At 51.1% G+C, this 21,823-nt stretch carries 24 protein-coding genes; 3 read left to right on the top strand and 21 right to left on the bottom strand.

The window, feature by feature from the left end; all coding sequences use genetic code 11:
* Window positions 1-214: 214 nt before the first annotated feature.
* The 11 genes from sigF to ald form a co-directional block, all read right to left on the bottom strand.
* A complete protein-coding gene (gene sigF, locus WFK81_RS12935) occupies window positions 215-970 on the bottom strand; it encodes an RNA polymerase sporulation sigma factor SigF (RefSeq protein WP_015843940.1) in 756 nt (251 codons plus the stop codon).
* Between the two features lie 19 nt (window positions 971-989).
* On the bottom strand, window positions 990-1,433 hold the full coding sequence (gene spoIIAB / locus WFK81_RS12940; RefSeq protein WP_127494291.1) for an anti-sigma F factor: 444 nt from the start codon (window positions 1,431-1,433) through the stop codon (window positions 990-992).
* Window positions 1,433-1,786, bottom strand: a complete 354-nt coding sequence (gene spoIIAA, locus WFK81_RS12945; RefSeq protein WP_015843938.1) for an anti-sigma F factor antagonist — start codon at window positions 1,784-1,786, stop codon at window positions 1,433-1,435. The genes spoIIAB and spoIIAA overlap by 1 nt, the downstream gene beginning before the upstream one ends.
* A gap of 121 nt (window positions 1,787-1,907) precedes the next feature.
* Window positions 1,908-3,125 carry a D-alanyl-D-alanine carboxypeptidase family protein gene (locus WFK81_RS12950; RefSeq protein WP_336786827.1) on the bottom strand — a complete coding sequence of 406 codons (1,218 nt, stop codon included), beginning with the start codon at window positions 3,123-3,125 and terminating at the stop codon, window positions 1,908-1,910.
* Window positions 3,126-3,309: 184 nt separating this feature from the next.
* On the bottom strand, window positions 3,310-4,638 hold the full coding sequence (locus tag WFK81_RS12955; RefSeq protein ID WP_336786828.1) for a pyrimidine-nucleoside phosphorylase: 1,329 nt from the start codon (window positions 4,636-4,638) through the stop codon (window positions 3,310-3,312).
* A 27-nt stretch (window positions 4,639-4,665) separates the two neighbouring features.
* Window positions 4,666-4,830, bottom strand: coding sequence for an aspartyl-phosphate phosphatase Spo0E family protein (locus tag WFK81_RS12960; protein ID WP_336786829.1), 165 nt, complete (start codon window positions 4,828-4,830; stop codon window positions 4,666-4,668).
* A 110-nt stretch (window positions 4,831-4,940) separates the two neighbouring features.
* Window positions 4,941-5,771 (bottom strand): purine-nucleoside phosphorylase, encoded by an 831-nt coding sequence (locus tag WFK81_RS12965; RefSeq protein ID WP_336786830.1) that lies wholly within the window; start codon window positions 5,769-5,771, stop codon window positions 4,941-4,943.
* Between the two features lie 24 nt (window positions 5,772-5,795).
* Window positions 5,796-6,980 (bottom strand): phosphopentomutase, encoded by a 1,185-nt coding sequence (gene deoB / locus WFK81_RS12970; RefSeq protein ID WP_336786831.1) that lies wholly within the window; start codon window positions 6,978-6,980, stop codon window positions 5,796-5,798.
* Between the two features lie 199 nt (window positions 6,981-7,179).
* Entirely contained in the window at window positions 7,180-8,070 is an 891-nt protein-coding gene (gene xerD / locus WFK81_RS12975) for a site-specific tyrosine recombinase XerD (RefSeq protein WP_336786832.1), read from the bottom strand.
* Between the two features lie 143 nt (window positions 8,071-8,213).
* Complete coding sequence (locus WFK81_RS12980) at window positions 8,214-8,438, bottom strand: YqzK family protein (protein WP_336786833.1); 225 nt, start codon at window positions 8,436-8,438, stop codon at window positions 8,214-8,216.
* Window positions 8,439-8,535: 97 nt separating this feature from the next.
* Window positions 8,536-9,678 carry an alanine dehydrogenase gene (gene ald, locus WFK81_RS12985; RefSeq protein WP_336786834.1) on the bottom strand — a complete coding sequence of 381 codons (1,143 nt, stop codon included), beginning with the start codon at window positions 9,676-9,678 and terminating at the stop codon, window positions 8,536-8,538.
* A 221-nt stretch (window positions 9,679-9,899) separates the two neighbouring features.
* On the opposite strand from ald, the gene WFK81_RS12990 reads away from it, so the two are divergent.
* Window positions 9,900-11,039, top strand: coding sequence for a S8 family peptidase (locus WFK81_RS12990; RefSeq protein WP_336786835.1), 1,140 nt, complete (start codon window positions 9,900-9,902; stop codon window positions 11,037-11,039).
* A 72-nt stretch (window positions 11,040-11,111) separates the two neighbouring features.
* Here the strand turns inward: WFK81_RS12990 and fur are convergent, their stop codons facing one another.
* From fur to WFK81_RS13005, 3 genes are all read right to left on the bottom strand, one after another.
* A complete protein-coding gene (gene fur, locus WFK81_RS12995) occupies window positions 11,112-11,570 on the bottom strand; it encodes a ferric iron uptake transcriptional regulator (RefSeq protein ID WP_336786836.1) in 459 nt (152 codons plus the stop codon).
* Window positions 11,571-11,674: 104 nt separating this feature from the next.
* Window positions 11,675-12,307, bottom strand: coding sequence for a stage II sporulation protein M (spoIIM, locus tag WFK81_RS13000; protein WP_336786837.1), 633 nt, complete (start codon window positions 12,305-12,307; stop codon window positions 11,675-11,677).
* 87 nt (window positions 12,308-12,394) lie between these two features.
* Window positions 12,395-12,952, bottom strand: a complete 558-nt coding sequence (locus WFK81_RS13005) for an NUDIX hydrolase (RefSeq protein WP_336786838.1) — start codon at window positions 12,950-12,952, stop codon at window positions 12,395-12,397.
* Window positions 12,953-13,053: 101 nt separating this feature from the next.
* Between WFK81_RS13005 and mciZ the strand changes: the two genes are divergently transcribed.
* Window positions 13,054-13,185, top strand: coding sequence for a Z-ring formation inhibitor MciZ (gene mciZ, locus WFK81_RS13010; protein ID WP_336786839.1), 132 nt, complete (start codon window positions 13,054-13,056; stop codon window positions 13,183-13,185).
* A gap of 42 nt (window positions 13,186-13,227) precedes the next feature.
* On the opposite strand, the gene WFK81_RS13015 is transcribed toward mciZ, so the two are convergent.
* From WFK81_RS13015 to lpdA, 6 genes are all read right to left on the bottom strand, one after another.
* Complete coding sequence (locus tag WFK81_RS13015) at window positions 13,228-14,355, bottom strand: M20/M25/M40 family metallo-hydrolase (protein ID WP_336786840.1); 1,128 nt, start codon at window positions 14,353-14,355, stop codon at window positions 13,228-13,230.
* A gap of 152 nt (window positions 14,356-14,507) precedes the next feature.
* Complete coding sequence (gene lipB, locus WFK81_RS13020; RefSeq protein WP_336786841.1) at window positions 14,508-15,227, bottom strand: lipoyl(octanoyl) transferase LipB; 720 nt, start codon at window positions 15,225-15,227, stop codon at window positions 14,508-14,510.
* A gap of 21 nt (window positions 15,228-15,248) precedes the next feature.
* Entirely contained in the window at window positions 15,249-16,562 is a 1,314-nt protein-coding gene (locus tag WFK81_RS13025) for a dihydrolipoamide acetyltransferase family protein (RefSeq protein WP_336786842.1), read from the bottom strand.
* A 37-nt stretch (window positions 16,563-16,599) separates the two neighbouring features.
* Complete coding sequence (locus WFK81_RS13030; protein WP_336786843.1) at window positions 16,600-17,583, bottom strand: alpha-ketoacid dehydrogenase subunit beta; 984 nt, start codon at window positions 17,581-17,583, stop codon at window positions 16,600-16,602.
* Window position 17,584: 1 nt separating this feature from the next.
* Entirely contained in the window at window positions 17,585-18,598 is a 1,014-nt protein-coding gene (locus WFK81_RS13035) for a thiamine pyrophosphate-dependent dehydrogenase E1 component subunit alpha (RefSeq protein ID WP_336786844.1), read from the bottom strand.
* Window positions 18,599-18,693: 95 nt separating this feature from the next.
* Window positions 18,694-20,121: a dihydrolipoyl dehydrogenase gene (gene lpdA, locus WFK81_RS13040; protein ID WP_336786845.1), complete on the bottom strand. Its 1,428-nt coding sequence runs from the start codon at window positions 20,119-20,121 to the stop codon at window positions 18,694-18,696.
* Between the two features lie 291 nt (window positions 20,122-20,412).
* Here lpdA and WFK81_RS13045 point away from each other — a divergent pair, with 291 nt between their 5' ends.
* Window positions 20,413-20,706: a DUF2627 domain-containing protein gene (locus tag WFK81_RS13045; RefSeq protein ID WP_201003640.1), complete on the top strand. Its 294-nt coding sequence runs from the start codon at window positions 20,413-20,415 to the stop codon at window positions 20,704-20,706.
* Between the two features lie 114 nt (window positions 20,707-20,820).
* On the opposite strand, the gene spo0A is transcribed toward WFK81_RS13045, so the two are convergent.
* Window positions 20,821-21,639, bottom strand: coding sequence for a sporulation transcription factor Spo0A (gene spo0A, locus WFK81_RS13050; RefSeq protein ID WP_336786846.1), 819 nt, complete (start codon window positions 21,637-21,639; stop codon window positions 20,821-20,823).
* Between the last annotated feature and the right edge of the window lie 184 nt (window positions 21,640-21,823).

Raw genomic sequence — 21,823 nt, forward strand, 5'->3', positions numbered from 1 at the left:
CGCGTTTGAAGCCAAGCTGCAGGAGCATGGTGATAAAGTTATCCGCTGCGAGCCGAGAGGAAAAAGAAAAGACCAAATGGCTTTGCGGCACCTTGAGAAGGTCCCGGCCATTTGGTCTTTTTGCGCTACTACTGCGCGATTTGTTCGCTTTTTACGACGAACAAATCGCTACTACTGCGCGATTTGTTCGCTTTTTACGACGAACAAATTGCCATTACTGGGCAATTTGTTCGCGTATAGACTGCAAAATTTTCTTCTCCAACCTCGACACCTGAACCTGGGATATCCCCAAGCGGCTGGCGACCTCGGATTGGGTTTTATCGCGATAGTAACGTAAGTATACGATCAGGCGCTCGCGCTCGCTCAAGCCCTCAATCGCTTCGATCAAGGCAAGCTTGTCGAACCAGCGCTCCTGGGAGTCGTCCGCTATTTGATCCATCAAGGTAATCGGATCGCCGTCATTCTCGAATACGGTTTCGTGAATCGAAGTCGGTGGCTTGTTCGCTTCCTGCGCGAAGACCACATCCTCCGGCGTGATGCCAAGCCGATCCGCCACTTCGCTGACCGTCGGCAGACGGCCAAGCGTCTTGGACAGCTCATCCTTCATTTTCCGAACCTTATTCGCCGTCTCCTTCAGTGAACGACTGACCTTAAGCGTACCGTCATCACGCAAAAAGCGCTGAATCTCGCCGATAATCATCGGCACCGCATAGGTAGAGAACTTCACGTCATAGGACAGGTCGAATTTATCGACGGACTTCAGCAGCCCGATACACCCGATTTGGAACAAATCCTCCGGCTCGTAACCGCGGTTAATGAACCGCTGCACGACTGACCAAACCAATCTTATGTTACATTGAACAAGCGTATCCCGGGCGATCGTATCGCCGGATTGGCTTAACGCTATCAAGCGTTTGACTTCCGCATCATCCAAATACGGCTGAGCCGTTTGCTTCAAATCGACATCCATGAGGTTCAACCCCTATACGCTAGTTATACAGCGCTTTTTTCGATTCAATACGCTTAAGCATCGCTACCCGCGTACCTTGGCCCAGCTCACTGGTTACTTCAAAACGGTCCATGAAATTTTCCATAATCGTAAAGCCCATGCCCGAACGTTCCATTTCCGGCTTGGAGGTAAAAAGCGGCTGACGCGCCAGCTCCAAGTCCTCGATCCCCTTGCCATTGTCCCAAATCGCAATGGATACCACGTCCCCGTCTATGGAGGCTTCAATGGTTACCTTGCCGGCAGGATCGCTGTCGTAACCGTGAATAATCGAATTCGTGACCGCTTCGGACACAGCCGTCTTCAAATCGTTCAGTTCTTCAAGCGTCGGGTCCAGCTGCGACACGAAAGATGCCACCGCAATACGGGCAAAAGCCTCATTCTCCGACCGGGCGCTAAAGGATAACGTCATTTCGTTGCGTCCCATTACGAGACCACCTCCAGACTAGAAATCGCCATTCTTTCATTGTCGTAAATGCTCATTATCTTAAACAAGCCCGACATTTCAAACAGGCGGTAAACACTCGGGTTCACGTCGCATACGACCATTTTGCCGCCTTTGCTGCGAATCTGCTTGTATCTGCCCAAAATGACGCCTAATCCGGAGCTGTCCATAAACTGCAGATCCTTTAGGCTTAGAATAATGTGGTGGCTTTCCCCTCTCATGATCTCCGCCTCCATCTTATTGCGGACAATATCCGCCGTATGATGGTCAAGTTCTCCGCGGAGACGCACGATCAATACATTACGGTAATGCTCCAGTTCTGCTTGCAGACTCATTGTCGCCGTTCAACTCCTTTGGGCTTCGCTATTGGATCGCACTACGATTTCTCCGCGAATCCCCGGGTTTCCTGCACGGCGACAAAACTAGAAGAGAAGCGCTAGAAGCTGACAAAATGCGCTACGAGAACAGCCCTCCGAAGGAGCGTTTAAGCAGCTTGAACCAACCGGCTTTATCAATCGACTGCGGTGCGTCCACCGGGAACTCCTTCACCACCTGGTCGCCTTGATAGACAACAATCTTGCCGATGGATTGTCCAATCGCAATCGGTGCTTTAAGCGGCTCATTGATTTGCAGTTCATAACGAATATCTTGCGTATTCGCGCCTTTTTTGAGCAAAATGCTGTAAGGATGCTTCGCCACAAGCGGCATTTCCCGCACAGCGCCCTTCTCGACCTTAATCGTTCCCATCGTGTCGCCTTCTTTGAAGATAGGATGGGTCGTGTATTGCGCGAATGTGAAGTCAAGCATTTGCGATACTTCGGCATTTCTGGTTTTGGTGTTTGGCTCGCCCATCACGACTGCGATCACACGCAGATTGTCTCGTTTGGCCGTTGCCGTTAAGCAGAATTTCGCTTCATTCGTAAAGCCTGTTTTGAGACCGTCGGCACCGCTGTAGAACCTTACAAGCTTGTTCGTGTTCACGAGCCAGAAGGGCTTCTCGGATGATTTGCGCAAATAATCCTGGTAGGCCCCGGTATATTTCGTAATCTCGGAATGCTTCAGCAGCTCGCGCGACATGACGGCAATATCATGTGCCGAAGTGTAATGATCGGCGGCCGGCAGTCCGTTGCAGTTGGCAAAATGCGTATTTTGCAAACCAAGCTGCTTGGCTTTCTCATTCATCATAGCGACAAACTGCTGCTCGGAACCCGCCAGTTTCTCCGCCATGGCAACAGAGGCATCGTTCCCGGAGGCCATCGCGATTCCTTTCAGCATTTCGTCAACCGTCATCTCTTCACCGGGTTCCAGGAAAATCTGAGAACCGCCCATAGAAGCCGCGTATTCGCTTGTCGGCACCTTGTCGGTCAATTTGATTTTCCCGTCGTCCAATGCTTCCATGATCAGCAGCATCGTCATGACCTTCGTAATGCTGGCCGGAGGAAGCTTGACGTTGCTGTCCTTCTCATAAATAACGGTTCCGCTGTCCGCGTCCATCAGGACTGCCGAACGAGCGGAAGGTGCTAGATCGAGCGATGCGGTCTGCTGCTGTTGGCCTTGAGTTCCGGGTACGGGCTCTTTAGCGCTCGTAACAGCCTTGGCGTTAGCAGCAGCCGGCATCGCGGTTAGGGCAAATGCAGCGAATAGAATGAACAGCTTCGTACAAACTTTTTTCATGTGCAGGTCTCCTTCAAAGATGATGCGGTTCTTGTCATTTCGTCTTACACCGCAATTGGGCTATATTGTCTTCTCCAGTCTTGACCTCTTTCATGAAAAATATTCCACGAAAAAAACATGTCGAGCATAACAAAAACCGCCGTACTCCCTAAGGGAGTACGGCGGTTTATTAAACGGAACGGAACTAATAACGATTAATTCCTTCCGCGGTAACAACGGACAAGAGAAGCGGACGTTCCTGCGGTTTCTCGGCCGCTACCGCGTAAGCTTCGCGGACTTTGGCTATAACTTCCTCCACGGCAGGATCCTGGGCACGTGTATGAAGCACGGCAAGCGTATCGCCTTCTCTCACCGCATCCCCAACCTTCTTGCGGATCGTGATGCCGACGGAATAATCAATAGATGCTTCCTTCGTTGCCCGTCCAGCGCCAAGAAGCATCGCGGCGATTCCAAGCTCTTCCGCATCAATCGCTGCAATAAACCCTGCGGCAGCGGCTTTTACTTCTACCTGCTCCGCCGCCTGCGGTAACCGATTAACATCGTCCACAACCGAAACATCGCCGTCTTGCGCGGCAACAAATTGCTTGAACTTGGCTAATGCTTCGCCATTATCAAGCTGTCTTTGAAGCAGCTCTTTCGCTTCGGCAACTGTCGAAGCTTTTCCGCCCAAGACAACCATATGCGCGCCCAGGGTTAGACATAATTCGGTAAGATCCTCAGGTCCGTTGCCCTGCAGCGTTTCAATCGCCTCCCGGACTTCCAGCGCATTGCCGATAGCGAACCCGAGAGGCTGATCCATGTCGCTGATGACAGCCGCCGTCTGACGGCCCACTTGGGTACCAATCTCCACCATCGCTTGAGCCAGCTTCTCGGAATCATCCACGGTCTTCATAAAAGCGCCGCTTCCCGTCTTCACATCAAGCACAATGGCATCGGCACCGGCTGCGATCTTCTTGCTCATGACAGAGCTCGCGATTAAAGGTATGGATTCGACGGTAGCCGTCACATCCCGCAGCGCGTACAGCTTTTTGTCTGCCGGTGCCAGATTTCCGCTTTGTCCGATAACCGAAAGTCCAAGCTCATTCACTTGTTCGAGGAATTTCTCCCTCGTCAGCTCCGTCTGAAAGCCTGGAATCGATTCCAATTTGTCAATCGTTCCCCCGGTGTGGCCAAGTCCCCTGCCGGACATTTTGGCAACCGGAACACCAACGGAAGCAACAAGCGGGGCAATAATCAGCGTTGTCTTGTCGCCTACTCCGCCCGTGCTGTGCTTGTCTACCTTTACTCCGGCTATAGGAGCCAAGTCTACCTGGTCTCCCGAATTTGCCATGGCAAGCGTAAGTGCCGCCGTCTCGGCAGGCGTCATTCCCCGAAAGAGAACCGCCATAGCCCAAGCCGACATCTGATAATCCGGAATGTCCCCCTCGCAATAGCCATCCACCAGAAACGTCAACTCTTTTGCAGTCAGCTCTCCGCCGTCCCGCTTCTTTTGTATTAGATCTACTGCTCGCATGTTATTCACTCCGTTTCTGCCGCGCAGTCATTTATGAGAATGCGCTCGCAGCATTTGTTGCCGAACGATCAATTCGTCCAGCATCTGGCTTAGCTCGAGCACCTCACGATGTACAAGTGTTTTCTTTTTCATTGCTTTTTCAACCATTTTCCCTCTAAGCTGCTCGATTTCGACGAGTAATAGCTTGTCCACGATTCTCCACTCCATCATCCCATAATCATGGACATTATACGACGATCCCGCCATCAAATACTGTCATATTCCGTCGAGCCGAATGTTACAATTTGATTACAAGCGGGAATTTAAAATTGACGAATTACTTCCTTCACGAGCGCCAAAAATTCGGCCTTTACGCGTTCCGTCGTTTCCATAACCTCATCATGCGACAACGGCTGGTCAAGCACCCCTGCGGCCATGTTGCTGATACAGGAAATACCGAGCACCTCTATGCCGGAATGGCGGGCCGCAATGACTTCCGCAACCGTCGACATGCCGACGGCATCCGCGCCCAATACGCGCAGCATGCGAATTTCGGCAGGTGTTTCGTACGTTGGGCCAAGCAGACCTGCGTAAACGCCTTCCTGCAGCTTGAGACCTTGCTTAACCGCCGTTTCGCGTGCGATCGCGCGCAGACGCTTGCTGTAAGCTTCGGACATATCCGGGAATCTTACGCCAAGCTCGTTATCGTTAGGACCGATGAGCGGATTTTTGCCCGTCATGTTTAGATGATCGGAGATCAGCATCAGGTTGCCGGCCTCATAATCGAGATTCACGCCGCCCGCGGCATTTGTTACGAGCAAGGTTGCAACGCCAAGCGCCTTCATGACGCGAACGGGGAATGCGGTCAGTTCCGGTCCGTATCCCTCGTACATATGGAATCTGCCGCGCATGAGCACTACGGCTCTGCCGGACAAGGTGCCCACTACAAGTTCCCCTGCATGGCCTTCAACCGTAGATACCGGGAAATGCGGAATGTCGCTATAGTCGATCGTGACCGGATTTTCGATATGATCGCCAAGCACGCCCAGTCCGGAGCCCATAATCAGGCCAATCTCCGGTTTAACCTGTACTTTGCCCGCAATAAAGGCAGCTGCCTCTTTGATTTGCGCTGCTGTCATTGTAGTAGAACTCATCGTTTGTTCCTCCTCTTATCTTCGTTACTCTTTTGTTTCTAACAAGCTTAAGAAGCTTGCGCCGTTTGATGGTGCCGGCAACCCGAAATTATCGGCAATTGTCGCGCCGAGATCCGAGAAGGTCGATCTTGTGTCCAGCCGCCCCGGATTTGCAAATGCCGGGCTGTACAGCAGAATCGGCACGTACTCTCGCGTATGGTCGGTTCCCGGATGGATCGGGTCATTGCCGTGGTCGGCCGTTACGATCAGAAGGTCGCGCTCCCCAAGCGTGCTCTCGAGCTCCGGAACCGCGCGGTCAAACTCCTCCAAGGCTTTCGCGTATCCTTCCGGATCGCGCCTGTGCCCGTACAGGGAATCAAAATCAACAAGGTTTGTGAACAAAAGACCCTTGAACGGCTTTTTCAGCGCTTCAATCGTACGGGCAATTCCGTCGGCATTGCTTTTGGTCGACGTTGTCGCCGTAATGCCTTCACCGTCAAAGATATCATTAATTTTTCCGATGGCGATGGTGTCGAGCCCGTTATCCTTCAACAGGTTTAGGACGGTGGCTTCAGGCGGTTTTACCGCATAATCGTGACGGTTCGGGGTGCGCTTGAAGGCTCCCGGAGACCCGACATACGGTCTAGCGATAACCCGGCCTACAGCAAACCGCTCGTCCATCGTTAATTCACGGGCAATCTCGCAGCCGCGGTACAGCTCCTCAAGCGGAATAATGTCCTCATGAGCCGCAATTTGGAATACGCTGTCGGCGGACGTGTAGACGATCCAAGCCCCCGTCTCCATCTGCTCAGCGCCCAGCTCATCCAGAATCTCGGTGCCGCTGGCCGGCTTATTGCCGATTACCTTGCGTCCGGTACGTTCCTCAAACGCCTGAATCAATTCGGCCGGAAAGCCTTCCGGGAATGTCTGGAAAGGCACCGTAATATTGAGCCCCATCAGCTCCCAATGTCCGGTCATCGTGTCTTTGCCTACCGACACTTCAGCCATTTTGCCGTAGTAAGCCTCGGCTTCTCCATCCGGCTTCCAGTCCGCTAGGTCCGCGATGCGGTCAAGTCCCCAGCGGCGCAGGTTCGGTAGCTGGATCGAGGGCACACGCTCAATAATATGGCCAAGCGTATGGGATCCGCCGTCCCCAAACGACGGAGCATCCGGCAATTCGCCGATGCCGACGCTGTCTAACACAATTACTGCAATACGATCAAATTTCATTGGTTTCCTCCTAAAAAGAATTGCAACATGGTTTTGGTTGCAATTCTTACTTCGTAAGCGTAATCCTAAGAATTGCAACATGGTTTTGGTTGCAATTCTTACTTCGTAAGCGTAATCCTAAGAATTGCAACATGGTTTTGGTTGCAATTCTTGCTTCGTAAGCGTAATCCTAAGAATTGCAACATGCAATTCGTTGCATCTATGCCCGGGGATGGGCATTCGAATATACATCCTTCATTTTCGCCTTGGAGACCTTCGTATATCGCTGGGTGGTCGAAATATCGGCATGACCAAGCAGCTCCTGGACAGCCCGGAGATCAGCCCCGTTCTCCAGAAGATGCGCCGCAAACGAATGCCGAAGCGTATGCGGTGTAATCTCTTCGGAGATTCCCGCTTCCTTGGCGTACTTTTTGACCATCTTCCAGAAGCCCTGCCGGGTCATCCTCGTGCCAAGCTGATTAAGGAACAAAGCGGGCTCGTCCTCCGAATGCCTGAGCAGCTCCGCTCTGCCATTCTGCAAATAATCGTCAAGGGCGGTTGCAGCCATTCGGCCAAACGGGATAATCCGCTCCTTCATGCCGCTGCCTACGCACCGAATGATATTTAACTGGGAATTCACGCTGCCCACATCAAGCGAAATCAGCTCGGACACCCGGATCCCGGTGGCATACAGGAGCTCCAGCATCGCTTTATCCCGCTTCCCGGCAGCCGTAACCGGCTGAGGCGTTTCAAGCAGCTGGCCGGCGTTCTCCATCGACAGCACGCTTGGTTCTTTCTTTTCCTGCTTGGGGGATTCTATGTAGATGGCGGGATTAAGCTGAATATAGCCATTTACCGCCATATAATGAAAAAAAGCGCGTATGGACGCAATATGCCGGGATACCGTCGAAGCCTTGCGTCCGCTCTCTTTGAGACGCAGTAAATAATGCGACAAATGGTGACGCCCTACATCAGCCACATTCGCAATCGATTGCTGTTCCAGATAGTCGAGCAAGCCTTGCAAGTCACGTCCGTAAGACTCCAGCGTGCTGCTGGATAAGGCGCGCTCGTTCATTAGATATTGTATAAACGATTCTACTTGAGCTTTCATGCCGGTTCCTTTCGTTACAGAAAGATGATCAAGGCCATAGGACTATGGCCCTTGTCTGCGGGCAAGTTATCCTGCTATCCAACTATTCCACAACCGGCCGTTCAAATCCTGCTTTTTCATTTTTATTTCCATAACGGGATTAATCATTCGCCGTACCAATAAAACCACCTCAGCCGGTCCGTTATGCTGCCCTTTTCCGCATCAGCCTGAAATACCTTTAACGCAGCGCCTTTAGGCTCTCTATATGGGTGGACGGGCGCAATCGCGTCAACCAGCCAGCGATAGCTGCCCGTCACGATCAGAAGCAATAAGGTAAATATGACAACAAACAGGATACGGTTTAACCATCTGCGCAGGGAGAGGACCATCTGCCTTCCTCCTTTATTTTTACGGTTGTCCATCCGTATCAATCTATGAAGGAAGCATTGCGGTTATACCTTGAACCGCGCCTAGACTCGCTGAAGGTTAAGGCTCAAGTTTGTCGAAAGCGATGCTGTCCAGCCATCGTTGCAGCGGAGTGAAAGGGAGCCCCGTAGCGGCTGCGACCGGCTCATAGGTGACAGTGCCCCGGTGGGTGTTGACGCCTTTTTGCAGAGGAACGCTGCCTTTGATCACCTCCCACCCCCGACTCGCAAGATCAAGCGCATACGGCATTGTCACATTCGTTAACGCAAAGGTAGACGTACGCGGAACCGCTCCCGGAATATTGGCAACCGCATAATGGACAACGCCATGCTTCATATAGATGGGATCCTTGTGCGTGGTTGGGCGGTCAACGGTTGCAATCGACCCGCCTTGGTCAACCGCCACATCGACGATAACCGAGCCTTTTTTCATGGATTGCACCATCGTCTCCGTAACCAAATGCGGAGCTTTCGCACCCGGTATCAAGACCGCTCCAATCAGTAGATCCGCTCTGCCGACAGCTTCCGCAATATTATAGGGACTCGACATGATCGTACGGAGCCGTCCTCCAAACACATCATCCAAGTATCTCATGCGGTCTGTGCTTTTTTCCAAAATCACAACGTTAGCGCCCATTCCCAAAGCAATCTTCGCCGCGTTGGTTCCTACTATTCCTCCGCCAATAATCACGACCTCCGCTGGCGGTACGCCAGGAACGCCTCCCAATAACACTCCCCTTCCGCCATTAAACGCTTCAAGAAACTGCGAACCCACCTGTACGGCCATTCGTCCTGCCACTTCGCTCATTGGCGTTAATAAAGGCAGGCTTCCGTTTGGGAGCTGGATCGTCTCGTAGGCAATCCCCGTTACCCCGCTGTCCATCAAAGCCCGGGTAAGCTCGGGGGCAGCGGCAAGATGCAAATACGTAAACAAGATCAGCCCTTCGCGGAAATAGGAGAATTCCTCCTTAAGCGGCTCCTTGACCTTCATGATCATGTCCGCTTCTCCCCATACTTCCGACGCGTTTCCTCGAATTTCCGCCCCTTCCAACTCGTAATCCCGATCCTCGAATCCGCTTCCTTCGCCGGCTTTCGTCTCCACAATCACCTTATGGCCTGCCGCCTTCAGCATGGTTACGCCTGCCGGGGTAAGCGCAACACGGTACTCGCTCGCTTTAATTTCCTTCGGAACGCCGATAATCATTAGCTTCCCCCTCCTGGAATGTGGCGCACTATCTACTATGTTGTATGAAGCTTTAGGGACAAATGTTAGCCCATAAGCCTACCTTTTCCAGCCCGATCGAAAAATATGTGCCGGTAATCCGTACAGGTGACCATAACGAACTTGGCAGGGCCCCCATACACTGAACGAGCACATTTCATTGGCTTTGTCGATCTTTATATAGAACGAATAGGAGAATGTATATGCCAAAGCTGGAAAAACTGCTGTTCACTAGCTCTAAGCGTGTCCCATCCAGACATACCGTTCGTAAACTGATTACTTTTAAAACGGGCCATTCGTATAAAAAATGCCTCAGAAAACTCCGTGTTAAAGGGATTAAGCCTTACAAACGGATGCCTGCCCTCCGAACGATCGGCTGCCATTTCGACAAGCGCCGCCCATGGAAATCCATTACGAGACACCCGGAAGTAAAGAGAGTCGAAAGCGACGTTCGGATCCGGGTTCATCTCTTCAGAAAGCATAAGGCATCAGGAAGAAGCAAAAAGGTCCATGCAATGTCGGCATGCCCGCCAGAGCTGACATGGAATATATGCCGCGTTAAAGCAAATGCCGCATGGCCGCGGACAACCGGCGGAAAAATTAAAGTCGCTATCATTGATACGGGAATTGCGGCGCATCCAAATCTGCAAATTGCCGGAGGAGTAAACACGATTCGGGGCGGCAGCTATGCGGATGATAACGGCCATGGCACTCATGTAGCCGGAATTACCGCAGCCAGAGGCTTGGACGGGGTTAAAGGGGTAGCCCCTGATGTCGAGCTCTATGCCGTTAAAGCCTTGGACAGCAGGGGCGGAGGGTATGTCTCAAGCATTATCGCCGGCGTTGACTGGTGCATCCGCAATAAAATGAATGTCATCAACATGAGCTTTGGCTTGGTTGGTTCATCCGTCAGCCGAGCGCTTAGGGATGTTATTACAAAAGCCTATAATCAGGGAATCGTTATTGTCGCCTCGGCAGGCAACTCCGGTACCGAGGAAAGCGGAATGATTGATGCGCCCGCTTCTTTTCCCGAGGTGATGGCGGTCGCCGCTACCGATATATCGGATAAAGTTACCGGATTTAGCAGCCGCGGTTCGGGCATCGACCTGGCTGCGCCAGGCGAACAGATCCGCTCCACCTGGCTGAACGGCGGCTATATGACATTATCCGGCACCAGCATGTCTTCCCCTCATGCCGCGGGCGGCATTGCCCTTCTGTTATCCAGTCAGGCGGGACTAAGTCCAGCTCAGGTGAAGGAACAGCTAAAGAGCTGGGCACTCCCTCTTGCTTCCGACTCCTCGAACGAGCATGGAGCAGGCCTCCTTCAGCTGGATCGTATCTAATTGTAAAAATCAAACCGTCCAAGAAACGCCAAAACGGCTTTGCCGTCCAGTTACGCTGGGCAGCAAAGCCGTTTATTCATTTGCTTTGTCATTATTCGCGTTGCAACGGTGACATACGCCTTGGAAGTCGAGACGATGATCGATAACGGTAAAGCCATATTCCTGCTCCAGCCGTTCTTCGAGCGGAAGAAGCCAATCATCCTTAATCTCGTCCATTGCGCCGCACTGTACGCAAATCAGATGATGATGGTGATGCTTGCTGCTATCCGTACGAAGGTCATAGCGGGCAACGCCGTCACCAAAGTTTAGTTTCTCGACTACGTGCATTTCGCTGAGCAATTCCAGCGTGCGGTATACCGTAGCGAGTCCGATTTCCGGGGCCTTGTCCTTTACGAGCATGAATACATCCTCGGCGCTTAAGTGATCCTCTTCATTCTCAAGCAATACGCGAACGGTTGCTTCACGCTGCGGGGTTAATTTGTAGCCCTGCGACTGCAACTGTTGTTTAATCTTTTCAATCCGGGCTTCCATGATTTCCCCCCTACCACATGTCTGCGCCAACATCAGGAAACGTTTGCTTTCATTATAGGGGTTAACCGTTCATAAAGTCAAACATTTGACGTCAGACGGCTGTCTCAGGCCCCGGAAAGATAAGGAGCGGCCCACTGCATGAAATAAGGGGAGAGATACGCTTCAAGCAAGGATGCTCCTGCCAAAAGCAGCAGCATTAGCAATGCCGTGGAAGTAAACGCCGCGATTTGCGGGGCTAAAGCTCCTTTTTGCTGAAGCAGGCGGTTCTTGATGACATAGGTCGAAAAGGTTATGGCCGCAACGCTGGTTATCATAATGGCGGGCACAATGATCAGATTCGGCGGTGCAACGGAAGCCAGCGAGAACAATACTCCTTTCCAGGCATGCTGGGAGATCAAAGACCCCACTGCAAAGCCGACCAGCGCTCCTTTCAAAAAGTCTAGCGCCAGAACAAACGGAATCCCCACTACCGATATGCCTAGAAACCACAACAAAAACAGCCATTTGCCGTGAAAAATAAAGCTGTCCCAGAACGACTGCGACGCATCGGGCGTTACGCCGTCATTCACCAGCCTGATATATTGATTCACATCCGCCGCCAAATCCTGCTGCTGCTCCAATGTCAAAGCGTTGACCATCAGCCCGCCGAAAATGGCTCCTACAACAAACAATACGGCGACAAATACATACAAGGTCAGCTGGTTTTTTACCGCGTTTTGAAAAGCTGGCGAACGCATGGAACACTCTCCCTTCTTGTCCTGATGATAAAGTGTATGTTCCCTTTATTCACCGTATGACGTCCAAGAGAGCGGCCGGGACAAGTTTTAGATCGTACCGTTCAACTGGTATAGCTTCCAAGCATACACGGCCAAAATCGTCTTTGCGTCGCTGATTCGCCCTTCCGCAATGTAAGCCTCCGCCTGCTCCAGCGTAATCGCTTCTACTTGCAGATACTCATCCTCATCCGTATGCTGCGTGCCAACCGTTACATTTTCCGCGAAATACAGATACAGCTTCTCATCGGCAAAACCTGGCGAGGTAAAAAAAGCGCTGACGAGCTTCAGACTGTCCGCCCGGTAGCCTGTTTCTTCTTCCAGCTCGCGTGCCGCTGCCTCCATCGGATCTTCTCCGGCATCCAGCTTGCCGGCGGGAATTTCGATCTGGAATTTCTCCAGCGGCTTGCGGAACTGTTCGACAACAAGCAGTTTTCCGTCAAGCAGCGCCATAACGGCAGCCGCGCCCGGATGTTTTACAATCTCGCGCGTAGCCGTACGGCCATCCGGCATCGCGACGGTGTCCACCTGAAGCGTAATCATTTTCCCTTCAAAAATAGGTTGCGTGCTGATTGTTTCTTCCCGCCAAAGCTCGTTGTTCTGAGTCATCCTGATTCTCCCCTGTTCTTCGAATAATGAAATACGGAATAACTTGTCCCTTTTTTACATATCCATTGCATATAAGAGATTCGCAAAGGAGCGTGTGAAGAATGAAGCAATATATAACGCATAATGAACTGAGACTCGTCGGTAAAGCCTGGGAAATTCAAAGCCAGCTCCGCAAGCTCTCCCGGATGGATATCCCTCTTCAAAAGCTGCTTTCCCCGCAAAAAACGAAATAAACGGCTTATCCTTTCTTGGACAAGCCGTTTATTCACCGATGTTTAACCTTTAGCGGCTTGTTTGATAATCTCGATAACGAGCTCCGTAATTTTCACAAGATCGGCAACCTTGATCTGTTCCTTCGTTGTATGAATATGCTCGTAACCAACAGCCAGATTGACCGTAGGCACGCCGAGTCCATTGAAAATATTCGCGTCGCTTCCGCCCCCGGAATGGAACGTGCGCGGCGTAAGCCCGATTGCCGTCGCTGCCGACTTGGCCAGCTGGACAACCGGCGAGTTATCGTCATGGACATAAGCCGGGTAGATCAATTGGCTTTCAAATTCCGCTCTTGCGCCAAATTCCTCCGCCGCACTCTCCAGCGCCTCGCGCATCGCGTCCACCTGACGGTCAAGCTTCTCCTGCACGATACTGCGGGCTTCCGCTACAAGCTTCACGAAATCGCAGACCACATTGGTTGCGCCGCCGCCCTCAAAGCTGCCGATATTAGCCGTTGTTTCTTTGTCGATTCGCCCAAGCGGCATGCGGGAGATCGCTTTTGCGGCTACTTGTATCGCGCTGATGCCATCCTCCGGATTTACGCCTGCATGCGCCGATTTGCCATGCAGCTTCATGATGATTTTCGCTTGGGTAGGCGCTGCAACGGCCATATCCCCAATGGAACCATTGGAATCAATCGCATAGCCAAACGATGCTTTCAATTTGGAGGCATCCATATTTCGCGCGCCCAGCAGACCGGATTCTTCTCCGACTGTAATGACGAATTGGATCGGTCCATGGGGGATATTGTTTTCCTTGAGCACGCGGATGGCTTCGAGCATGGCGGCAAGCCCTGCTTTATCGTCGCTGCCGAGTATCGTTGTGCCGTCGCTGCGTATGTAACCGTCGCTGTCAATTTGCGGCTTGATGCCGTTGCCCGGCGCTACGGTATCCATATGGGAAGTGAACAAAATCGTAGGCGCGCCCGCTTCTCCCGTACCTTCCAGCAGAGCAAACAAATTGTTTGCGCCATGCCCCGTTTTTTCCATCGCATCGTCTTCCTCAATGGAAAGTCCCAGCTCCGAAAACTTTGCTTTCAGCACTTTGCTGATTTCCTGCTCGAATCTTGTCTCGCTGTCTACCTTAACGAGCTCGATAAACTCGCTGACGATCCGTTCCCGATTAACCATAGCTATTTCCTCCGCTCTCTGTTTTCGATTACAATAGACGGGAGCTTGTTTTTTTAAAAAGAAAGGAGTTTTTACACTTGAAGATGCAAAAGCTTATTCGTCTAGTTGCGATTCTTGTTGTTACTGCCCTTGTCATTACGACGCTTGTTGCTTCACTCAGCTCGCTGCTCTAACAGATCGGGAGTCTTAAACCCGAATACACGGCAGAAATGCGGCAGCAGCTGCCGCGCTGCCTCTTCGACGGTCAGCGTAATGCCGGACAAGTCGTTAAAGGATGTCACCCCATACTCCTGAATGCCGCATGGAATAATGCCGCTGAAGCCTTCGTTGCCAATTCCGGCTTCGATATTCAAGGCAAAGCCATGGCTCGTTACAAAACCGCCGCGATCGCGGGCACGATTGAATTTCACGCCGATTGCGGCGATTTTCTCATTGCCGACCCATACTCCCGTATATTCCGGCTTTCTCCCCGCTTCTATACCATATTCGGCCAGCCAATTAATTATAGCCTGTTCTACATTTCGCAGATAAGCATGCAGATCCAATCCTTCCATCGGCAGGAACAGCATCGGATAGCCGACTAATTGTCCCGGCCCATGATAAGTAATATCCCCGCCGCGGTCGATTTCAAAGACCGATATTCCGCGCTCGTTCAATTCATCCTCGCTAAGCAGCAGATGCTCGTGATGACGGTCCGTGCCGAGCGTATAAGTAGGCGGATGCTGAAGAAGGAGAAGCGTCTCCTGACGCTCCTCCTGGCTGATCAGCCGCACGATCGATTTCTGCATTTCCCAAGCTTCCGCATAACCGATCATCGGAATATACCGGGCCTCCAATTGCCGCTCCACGTGTTTAGATGCCGTGTCAGTCATGCTCGGATTACCCCGTTTCTTCTAGTACAATTTCGTATCTAAGTTAAAGCCTTCCAAATTATCCTTCACGCGCTGCAGGAAGCGGCCGCATATTACGCCATCCAGTACGCGGTGGTCAAGCGACAGGCACATATTCGCCATCGAACGGATCGCAATCATGTCGTTAATGACGACAGGACGCTTCACAATCGATTCAAAGGTCAGAATAGCAGCTTGCGGATAATTAATAATCGGGTTCGTAATAATCGAACCAAAGGAGCCCGTATTGTTGACGGTAAAGGTACCGCCTTGCATATCGCTCAGCGTCAACTTGCCTTCGCGTCCGCGGCGTGCCAGATCATCGATTTCCCGCGCGAGGCCGGCAATCGTCTTATGATCGGCATTTTTGATAACCGGAGTCGCGACGGACTCTTCCGTTCCGACTGCAAGGGAGATATTGATATCCCGTTTCACGATAATTTTATCGACGGCCCACATCGAGTTCATGATCGGGAAGTCTTTCAGCGCATTAACGACAGCCTTGAGAACAAAGGCCAGATACGTTAAATTAATGCCTTCGCGCTTCATGAATTCATCCTTCACCTTGTTGCGGAGCTGCACCAGATTGGTAACGTCGACTTCAATCATCATCCAGCCATGCGGAATTTCATTGACGCTAAGCATCGTATTGCGCGCGATTGCGCTCCGGATCGGCGATACGTCGATAAAATCTTCCCCGCGGCCCGCAATTGAGGCGCTTTGACTAGGTACGGTTGGCGTACGAGGCGTCTCCGTTAAATGCAGACCGGATGAACGCACTTCCGATACGGTTGTGCTTGGCGGAGGCGTGACCGGCTTGGCCGCGGCAGGAGCAGGCGCTTGTCCCGCGCCGGAAGCTACGTAAGCCAGAATATCCTTCCGAGTAATTCTTCCGCCAAGGCCCGTTCCCGGCACGTCAGCCAGTCGGACGCCATGCTCGGCCGCAAGCTGTTGAACAGCCGGCGAGAAGCGGTTGCGCATCGACTTGTCGCCTTCATCGGCTGGTTCCGAATTTAGGCTTGCGCCGGCCGCATCTGTTGTTTCCGAAGCTCCCGCGGCTTCCGATGGGGCTGCTTCCGTCTCGACACGGCATACCGGCGTTCCGACCGGCACTGTCTCGCCATTGCCGACCAGAATCTCGACCAGCGTGCCGGCAATCGTGGACGGCAGCTCCGCGCTTACTTTATCCGTAATAAGCTCACAGATCGGTTCATACATTTCAATGCGGTCACCTGGCTGCTTCAGCCACTTATCAATTGTCGCCGAGACCAATGATTCCGCCAGCTGAGGAATGACGATCTCCTTTACCGATTTCATAAATTATCCATCTCCCTACCTGACACGTACTTGTCGCTTAGTATAGCGCCAAATTGCGCATTGCTTCTTTTACTTTATCTTTATTGAGCATGAAGAATTTCTCGCCCGGCGGGTTAATCGGCATCGCCGGCACATCCGGACCGCAAAGTCTTTGGATAGGAGCATCCAACTCATACAGCAGCTCTTCCGCAATAATAGCCGATACTTCAGCACCTACGCCGCCAGTCTTATTATCTTCATGAATAATCAATACTTTGCCCGTCCTGCGGACAGCCGTAAGAATGGCTTCCTTGTCGAGCGGCTGCAGCGTTCTAAGGTCAAGAATATGAGTGCTGATGCCTTCCTGCTCAAGCTCTGCGGCTGCCTGCTCAACAAACATAAGCGGCATGCTGTAACCGATAACGGTAATGTCGTCGCCTTCGCGCAGCACGTTGGCTTTCCCGATCTCAACAACATAATCGTCTTCCGGTACATCGCCGTTGATAAGCTTGTAGCATTTTTTATTTTCGAAGAAAATAACCGGATCGGGATCACGGACCGCCGCTTTTAACAAACCTTTTGCATCGTAAGCCGTGTAAGGCGCTACAATCTTAAGGCCTGGCGTTCCGAAAAATACCGATTCCGGGCATTGCGAGTGATACAATCCGCCAAAAATACCGCCGCCGATCGGCGCACGGATGACAACCGGGCAGCTCCAGTCGTTGTTGGAGCGGTAACGGATTTTTGCCGCTTCGCTGATAATTTGGTTGGTAGCCGGGAACATGAAGTCCGAATATTGCATTTCCGCAATCGGCTTCATGCCGTACATCGCCGCACCTATTGCAACCCCTGCAATAGCGGACTCGGCAAGCGGCGTATCAAGCGCGCGCATCTCGCCGAACTGCTCAAGCAGCCCTTTGGTTGTCGTGAATACGCCGCCCTTTACGCCAACGTCTTCCCCAAGCACGAATACGTCTTCGTCGCGCTCCATCTCTTCTTTCATTGCCAAACGAATCGCATCGATATAATCCATTTTTGCCATCTTAGCGTCCCTCCTCCGCGTATACGTGCAACAGTACGGATTCTGGCGCCGGGAATGGCGCGTTGTCGCCGTATTCCGTTGCTTCATCGATCATCTTGCGGGTACGCGCTTGAAGCTCAGCCTCAAGCTCTTCATTCCAGAGGCCGCATTCTTCCAGATAAGTTTTAAATTTCGGGATGCCGTCCTTCGCCCGGTTCTCATCTACTTCTTCCTTCGTGCGGTACGCTAGATCGTTATCGGAAGTAGAGTGCGGGGACAAGCGGTACATCATCGCTTCAATCAGCGTCGGCCCTTCGCCGGCGATCGCACGCTCGCGAGCTTCCTTCACCACCCGGAATACTTCAAGAGCATCATTGCCGTCAACCTGATAGCCCGGGAAGCCGTAACCGAGGGCACGGTCAGCTACCCGTCCGCCCAGCTGTTTGCTAATCGGCACCGAGATTGCATACTGGTTGTTCTCGCACATCAAGATAACCGGAAGTTTATGTACTCCGGCAAAGTTGCAGCCTTCATGGAAATCGCCCTGGTTGCTCGAGCCTTCCCCAAAGGTTACAAAGCTTACGATCGGTTTATTTTTCATTTTCGCGGCCAAAGCAATACCTACCGCATGCGGCACCTGCGTAGTAACCGGGCTGGAGCCCGTTACGATCCGGAGACGCTTGCTTCCGAAGTGGCCAGGCATCTGGCGGCCTCCGCTGTTCGGGTCTTCTGCTTTCGCAAAAACAGACAGCATTAATTCTTTTACCGTCATGCCGACGGCAAGGACAAATCCATAATCGCGATAATAAGGCAGGAAATAGTCATTCTCCCGGTCGAGCGCAAAGGCAGCTGCAACTTGAGCAACTTCCTGGCCGATGCCGGAGACGTGGAAATTAATTTTACCCGCTCTTTGCAGCAGCAAGTTGCGCTCGTCGAATTTACGGGCGAGCACCATCATGGCGTACATTTCCAGAGCCTGTTCATTGGTTAAGCCTAATTCGTTATGACGAAAGGTTTGTTCGGTTGATTGACTCATGAGGTTGTGCCTCCTTTAACCTGATTTTAAAACCAGGTACTAAGACTTGATATTACCTATTATAACCGCATTCGGCCGAAAAAGAAAATCCTTCCCTAGAGAGCAAGCGATTTGCCGTCAATGGCAAGCATAGCTTCCCCAAGAGCTTCGGATAACGTTGGATGCGGATGAATAAGCTGGCCTACTTCCCAAGGCGTTGCATTCAGCAGTCCGGCAAGCGAAGCCTCGGAGATCAAATCTGTCGCATGAGGACCAATCATATGAACGCCAATAATGTCGTTGGTCTTGCGGTCGGCAATGACCTTCACAAAACCGTCTGCTTCTCCTAGCACAAGAGCTTTGCCGATTGCGGCAAATGGAATTTTACCGGTCTTAATATCATGCCCTTTTGTCCGTGCGCCGTCTTCCGTAAGGCCGTATGAAGCCACTTCCGGGCGAGAATAGATGCAGCGCGGAATAAGATTGGGATCAACAGCTGCTTTCTTGTGACCCGCAATATGCTCGGCTGCTGCTACGCCTTCGTGGGAAGCGGCATGCGCAAGCTGAACGCCACCGATGACATCGCCAATCGCATAAATATGAGGCTCCGTTGTTTGACCGAATTCGTTAACGTATATAAAGCCGTTTTTGGTTTGAATATCCGTATTCTCAAGACCGATGTTTTCAATGTTCGCCTGTCGGCCGACAGATAGGAGCAGCTTGCTTGCCGTAAGCATAATATTTCCTTCGGAAGTTTCTGCTGTAATGGATACTTCATCTCCATTTATCGAGAGCTCTTCGGTTTTGAGCTGAACATTTGTGAGTACCCGCACTCCGCGGCGGCGAAGCAGTCTTGTCAGCTCTGCCGACACTTCCGCATCTTCACCAGGAAGAAGTCTTGCGCCAACTTCAACCAAGGTTACCTGAACGCCGAAATCCTGAAGCATCGACGCCCATTCCACGCCGATAACGCCTCCGCCAACGATTAACATCGATTCCGGAAGCTTCTCGAGCTGAAGAGCATCGTCGCTGGACAAGATATGCACCCCGTCCGGTTTTAGCCCCGGCAGATGACGAGGGCGTGAGCCCGTTGCGATAATCAGGTTCGTGGAAACGACCGATTCCATCTCTCCATCGGCAAGTTCAACGGCAAGCGAACCGCTGCGCGGCGAAAAGATGGACGGGCCAATAATGCGGCCTTTTCCGTTTATAATTTGAATATCATACTTCTTCATCAAGCCTTTAAGGCCACGATGCAATTGTTCAACCGTCTTTTCCTTACGGTCCTGAACTTTATTGAAATCCAATGACAGAGCACCCTCTGTTACGGAAACTCCGTATTTATCCGCTTCAAGCAAAGTCGCATAGACCTCGGCGCTGCGAAGCAGCGATTTGCTTGGTATACATCCTCTATGTAAGCAAGTGCCGCCCAGCTTATCGAGCTCCACGATAGCTACGCTTTTGCCCAGCTGAGCAGCTCTAATCGCCGCTGTATATCCGCCGGGGCCACCGCCAAGCACAGCTACATCCACTTGGATTGTCATTCTGTATTCCCTCCTGAAATGAATTATCATCACAATGGCCGTACTGCGGTCATCGTGATGATTCATACTTCGAAAGCTTTCGCTAAGAGTTGTTGCCTGGTAAACCTAATTATGTGTGTGTGTTTTGTGACAATTCTTGCTTTGTAAGCATCCTCTTAATTACCACTCGTCCTATTGTACCTTTTTTCAATTCGATTTACATCGTTAAATTTCCGAAATAGACACTGCCTGCAGAAAAAGGTATCATAGAAAGGAATGTTTAATAACGGATACAAGGAGAACATCATACATATGAGATTAGTTGCCGCCCGTCTAGTTGCCGTACTACTGCTCGTCATCCCCGGTATTGCCGCCTGTATCGGTTTTCTTAAGATGAAAAATGCCTTATTTAATTACTTCTCCGATTTTGGAAACGATGCCATAAAACCTGATTTTGCTTGGCTGAGCTTTTTGTTTGGACTTGTACTCTTTGCCATTGGAGTTGGCTTTATTGGCGGCTGGATCTTCTTCCGCGACCGTAAACGGAATTACGTAGCCCCAAGATTCCGTCCAAAACGTCCACGACCGCCTAAGCCGCAAGCATAACGGACATAGAACACCCCGCTGCTACTCTTCGAGTATTGCGGGGTGTTTTTTTGCCCTGAAAAGAAAAACCGCCTTCATATTGGGTAGACCAATAATAAATAGCGGTTTTATTCTTTAGCTTACTTTGTGTTCGATGCGGAGCTTATCAGCGACCATTGCGATAAATTCGGAATTTGTAGGCTTGGATTTACTGATGTTGATGGTATAGCCGAACAGATGCGAGATGCTGTCAATGTTGCCGCGTGTCCAAGCCACCTCAATAGCGTGGCGAATGGCACGTTCAACGCGGGATGGCGTTGTTTTGAACTTTTCTGCAATCGCAGGATACAACGTTTTTGTAATAGCTCCAAGAATTTCAATGTTGTTGTACACCATCGTAATCGCTTCGCGCAAATACTGATAGCCTTTGATATGGGCTGGCACTCCAATTTCATGAATGATGCTTGTAATGTTGGCGTCGAGATTTTTGCCTTTGGCAAGAGGCACGACGTTTGATTTGACCGTCGTTGTTGCGGCAGAACTGCTAAACGATGCCGAGGAAGCAAACGTGGTATTGCCCACCAATTGACGAATCCGATTCGCAAGGATTTCCATATCGAATGGTTTCAAAATATAATAAGATGCGCCAAGCTGAACGGCTTTTTGGGTGATGTTCTCTTGACCAAATGCAGTCAGCATGATGATTTTAGGCATTGGCGTGATATTCAATTCTTTAATGCGTTCCAGAACGCCTAAGCCATCCAGGTGAGGCATTATAATATCAAGGATTAGAACATCAGGTACTTTTCTGCCTTCTTCGAAATAAGACAATACCTCTTCACCGTTATAAGCCACTCCGCTTACGTTCATATCATTTTGTTCCGATATGTATTCGGATAATAAATTGGTGAATTCACGATTGTCATCTGCCAGCAATACTTCGATCTTGTGCAAGGTCTGGTCCTCCCTTAAATGATATTAACTCATGATTACCTTTCCCTAGTTGTCTTGGAATAAGTTTTCGACATGCCGGTTTAAATTCCTCCTGTCGAAAATTTTTTTCCTTTGATTTTTTAATCTTTTTCGTTATAATAAATAATTTATTACATTTTATGATTCTGTTCGTAAATTTTCGACA

Origin of the sequence: Paenibacillus sp. MMO-177, from assembly GCF_037147795.1 — a bacterium.
In the GTDB taxonomy this organism is placed as follows: Bacteria; Bacillota; Bacilli; order Paenibacillales; family Paenibacillaceae; genus Pristimantibacillus.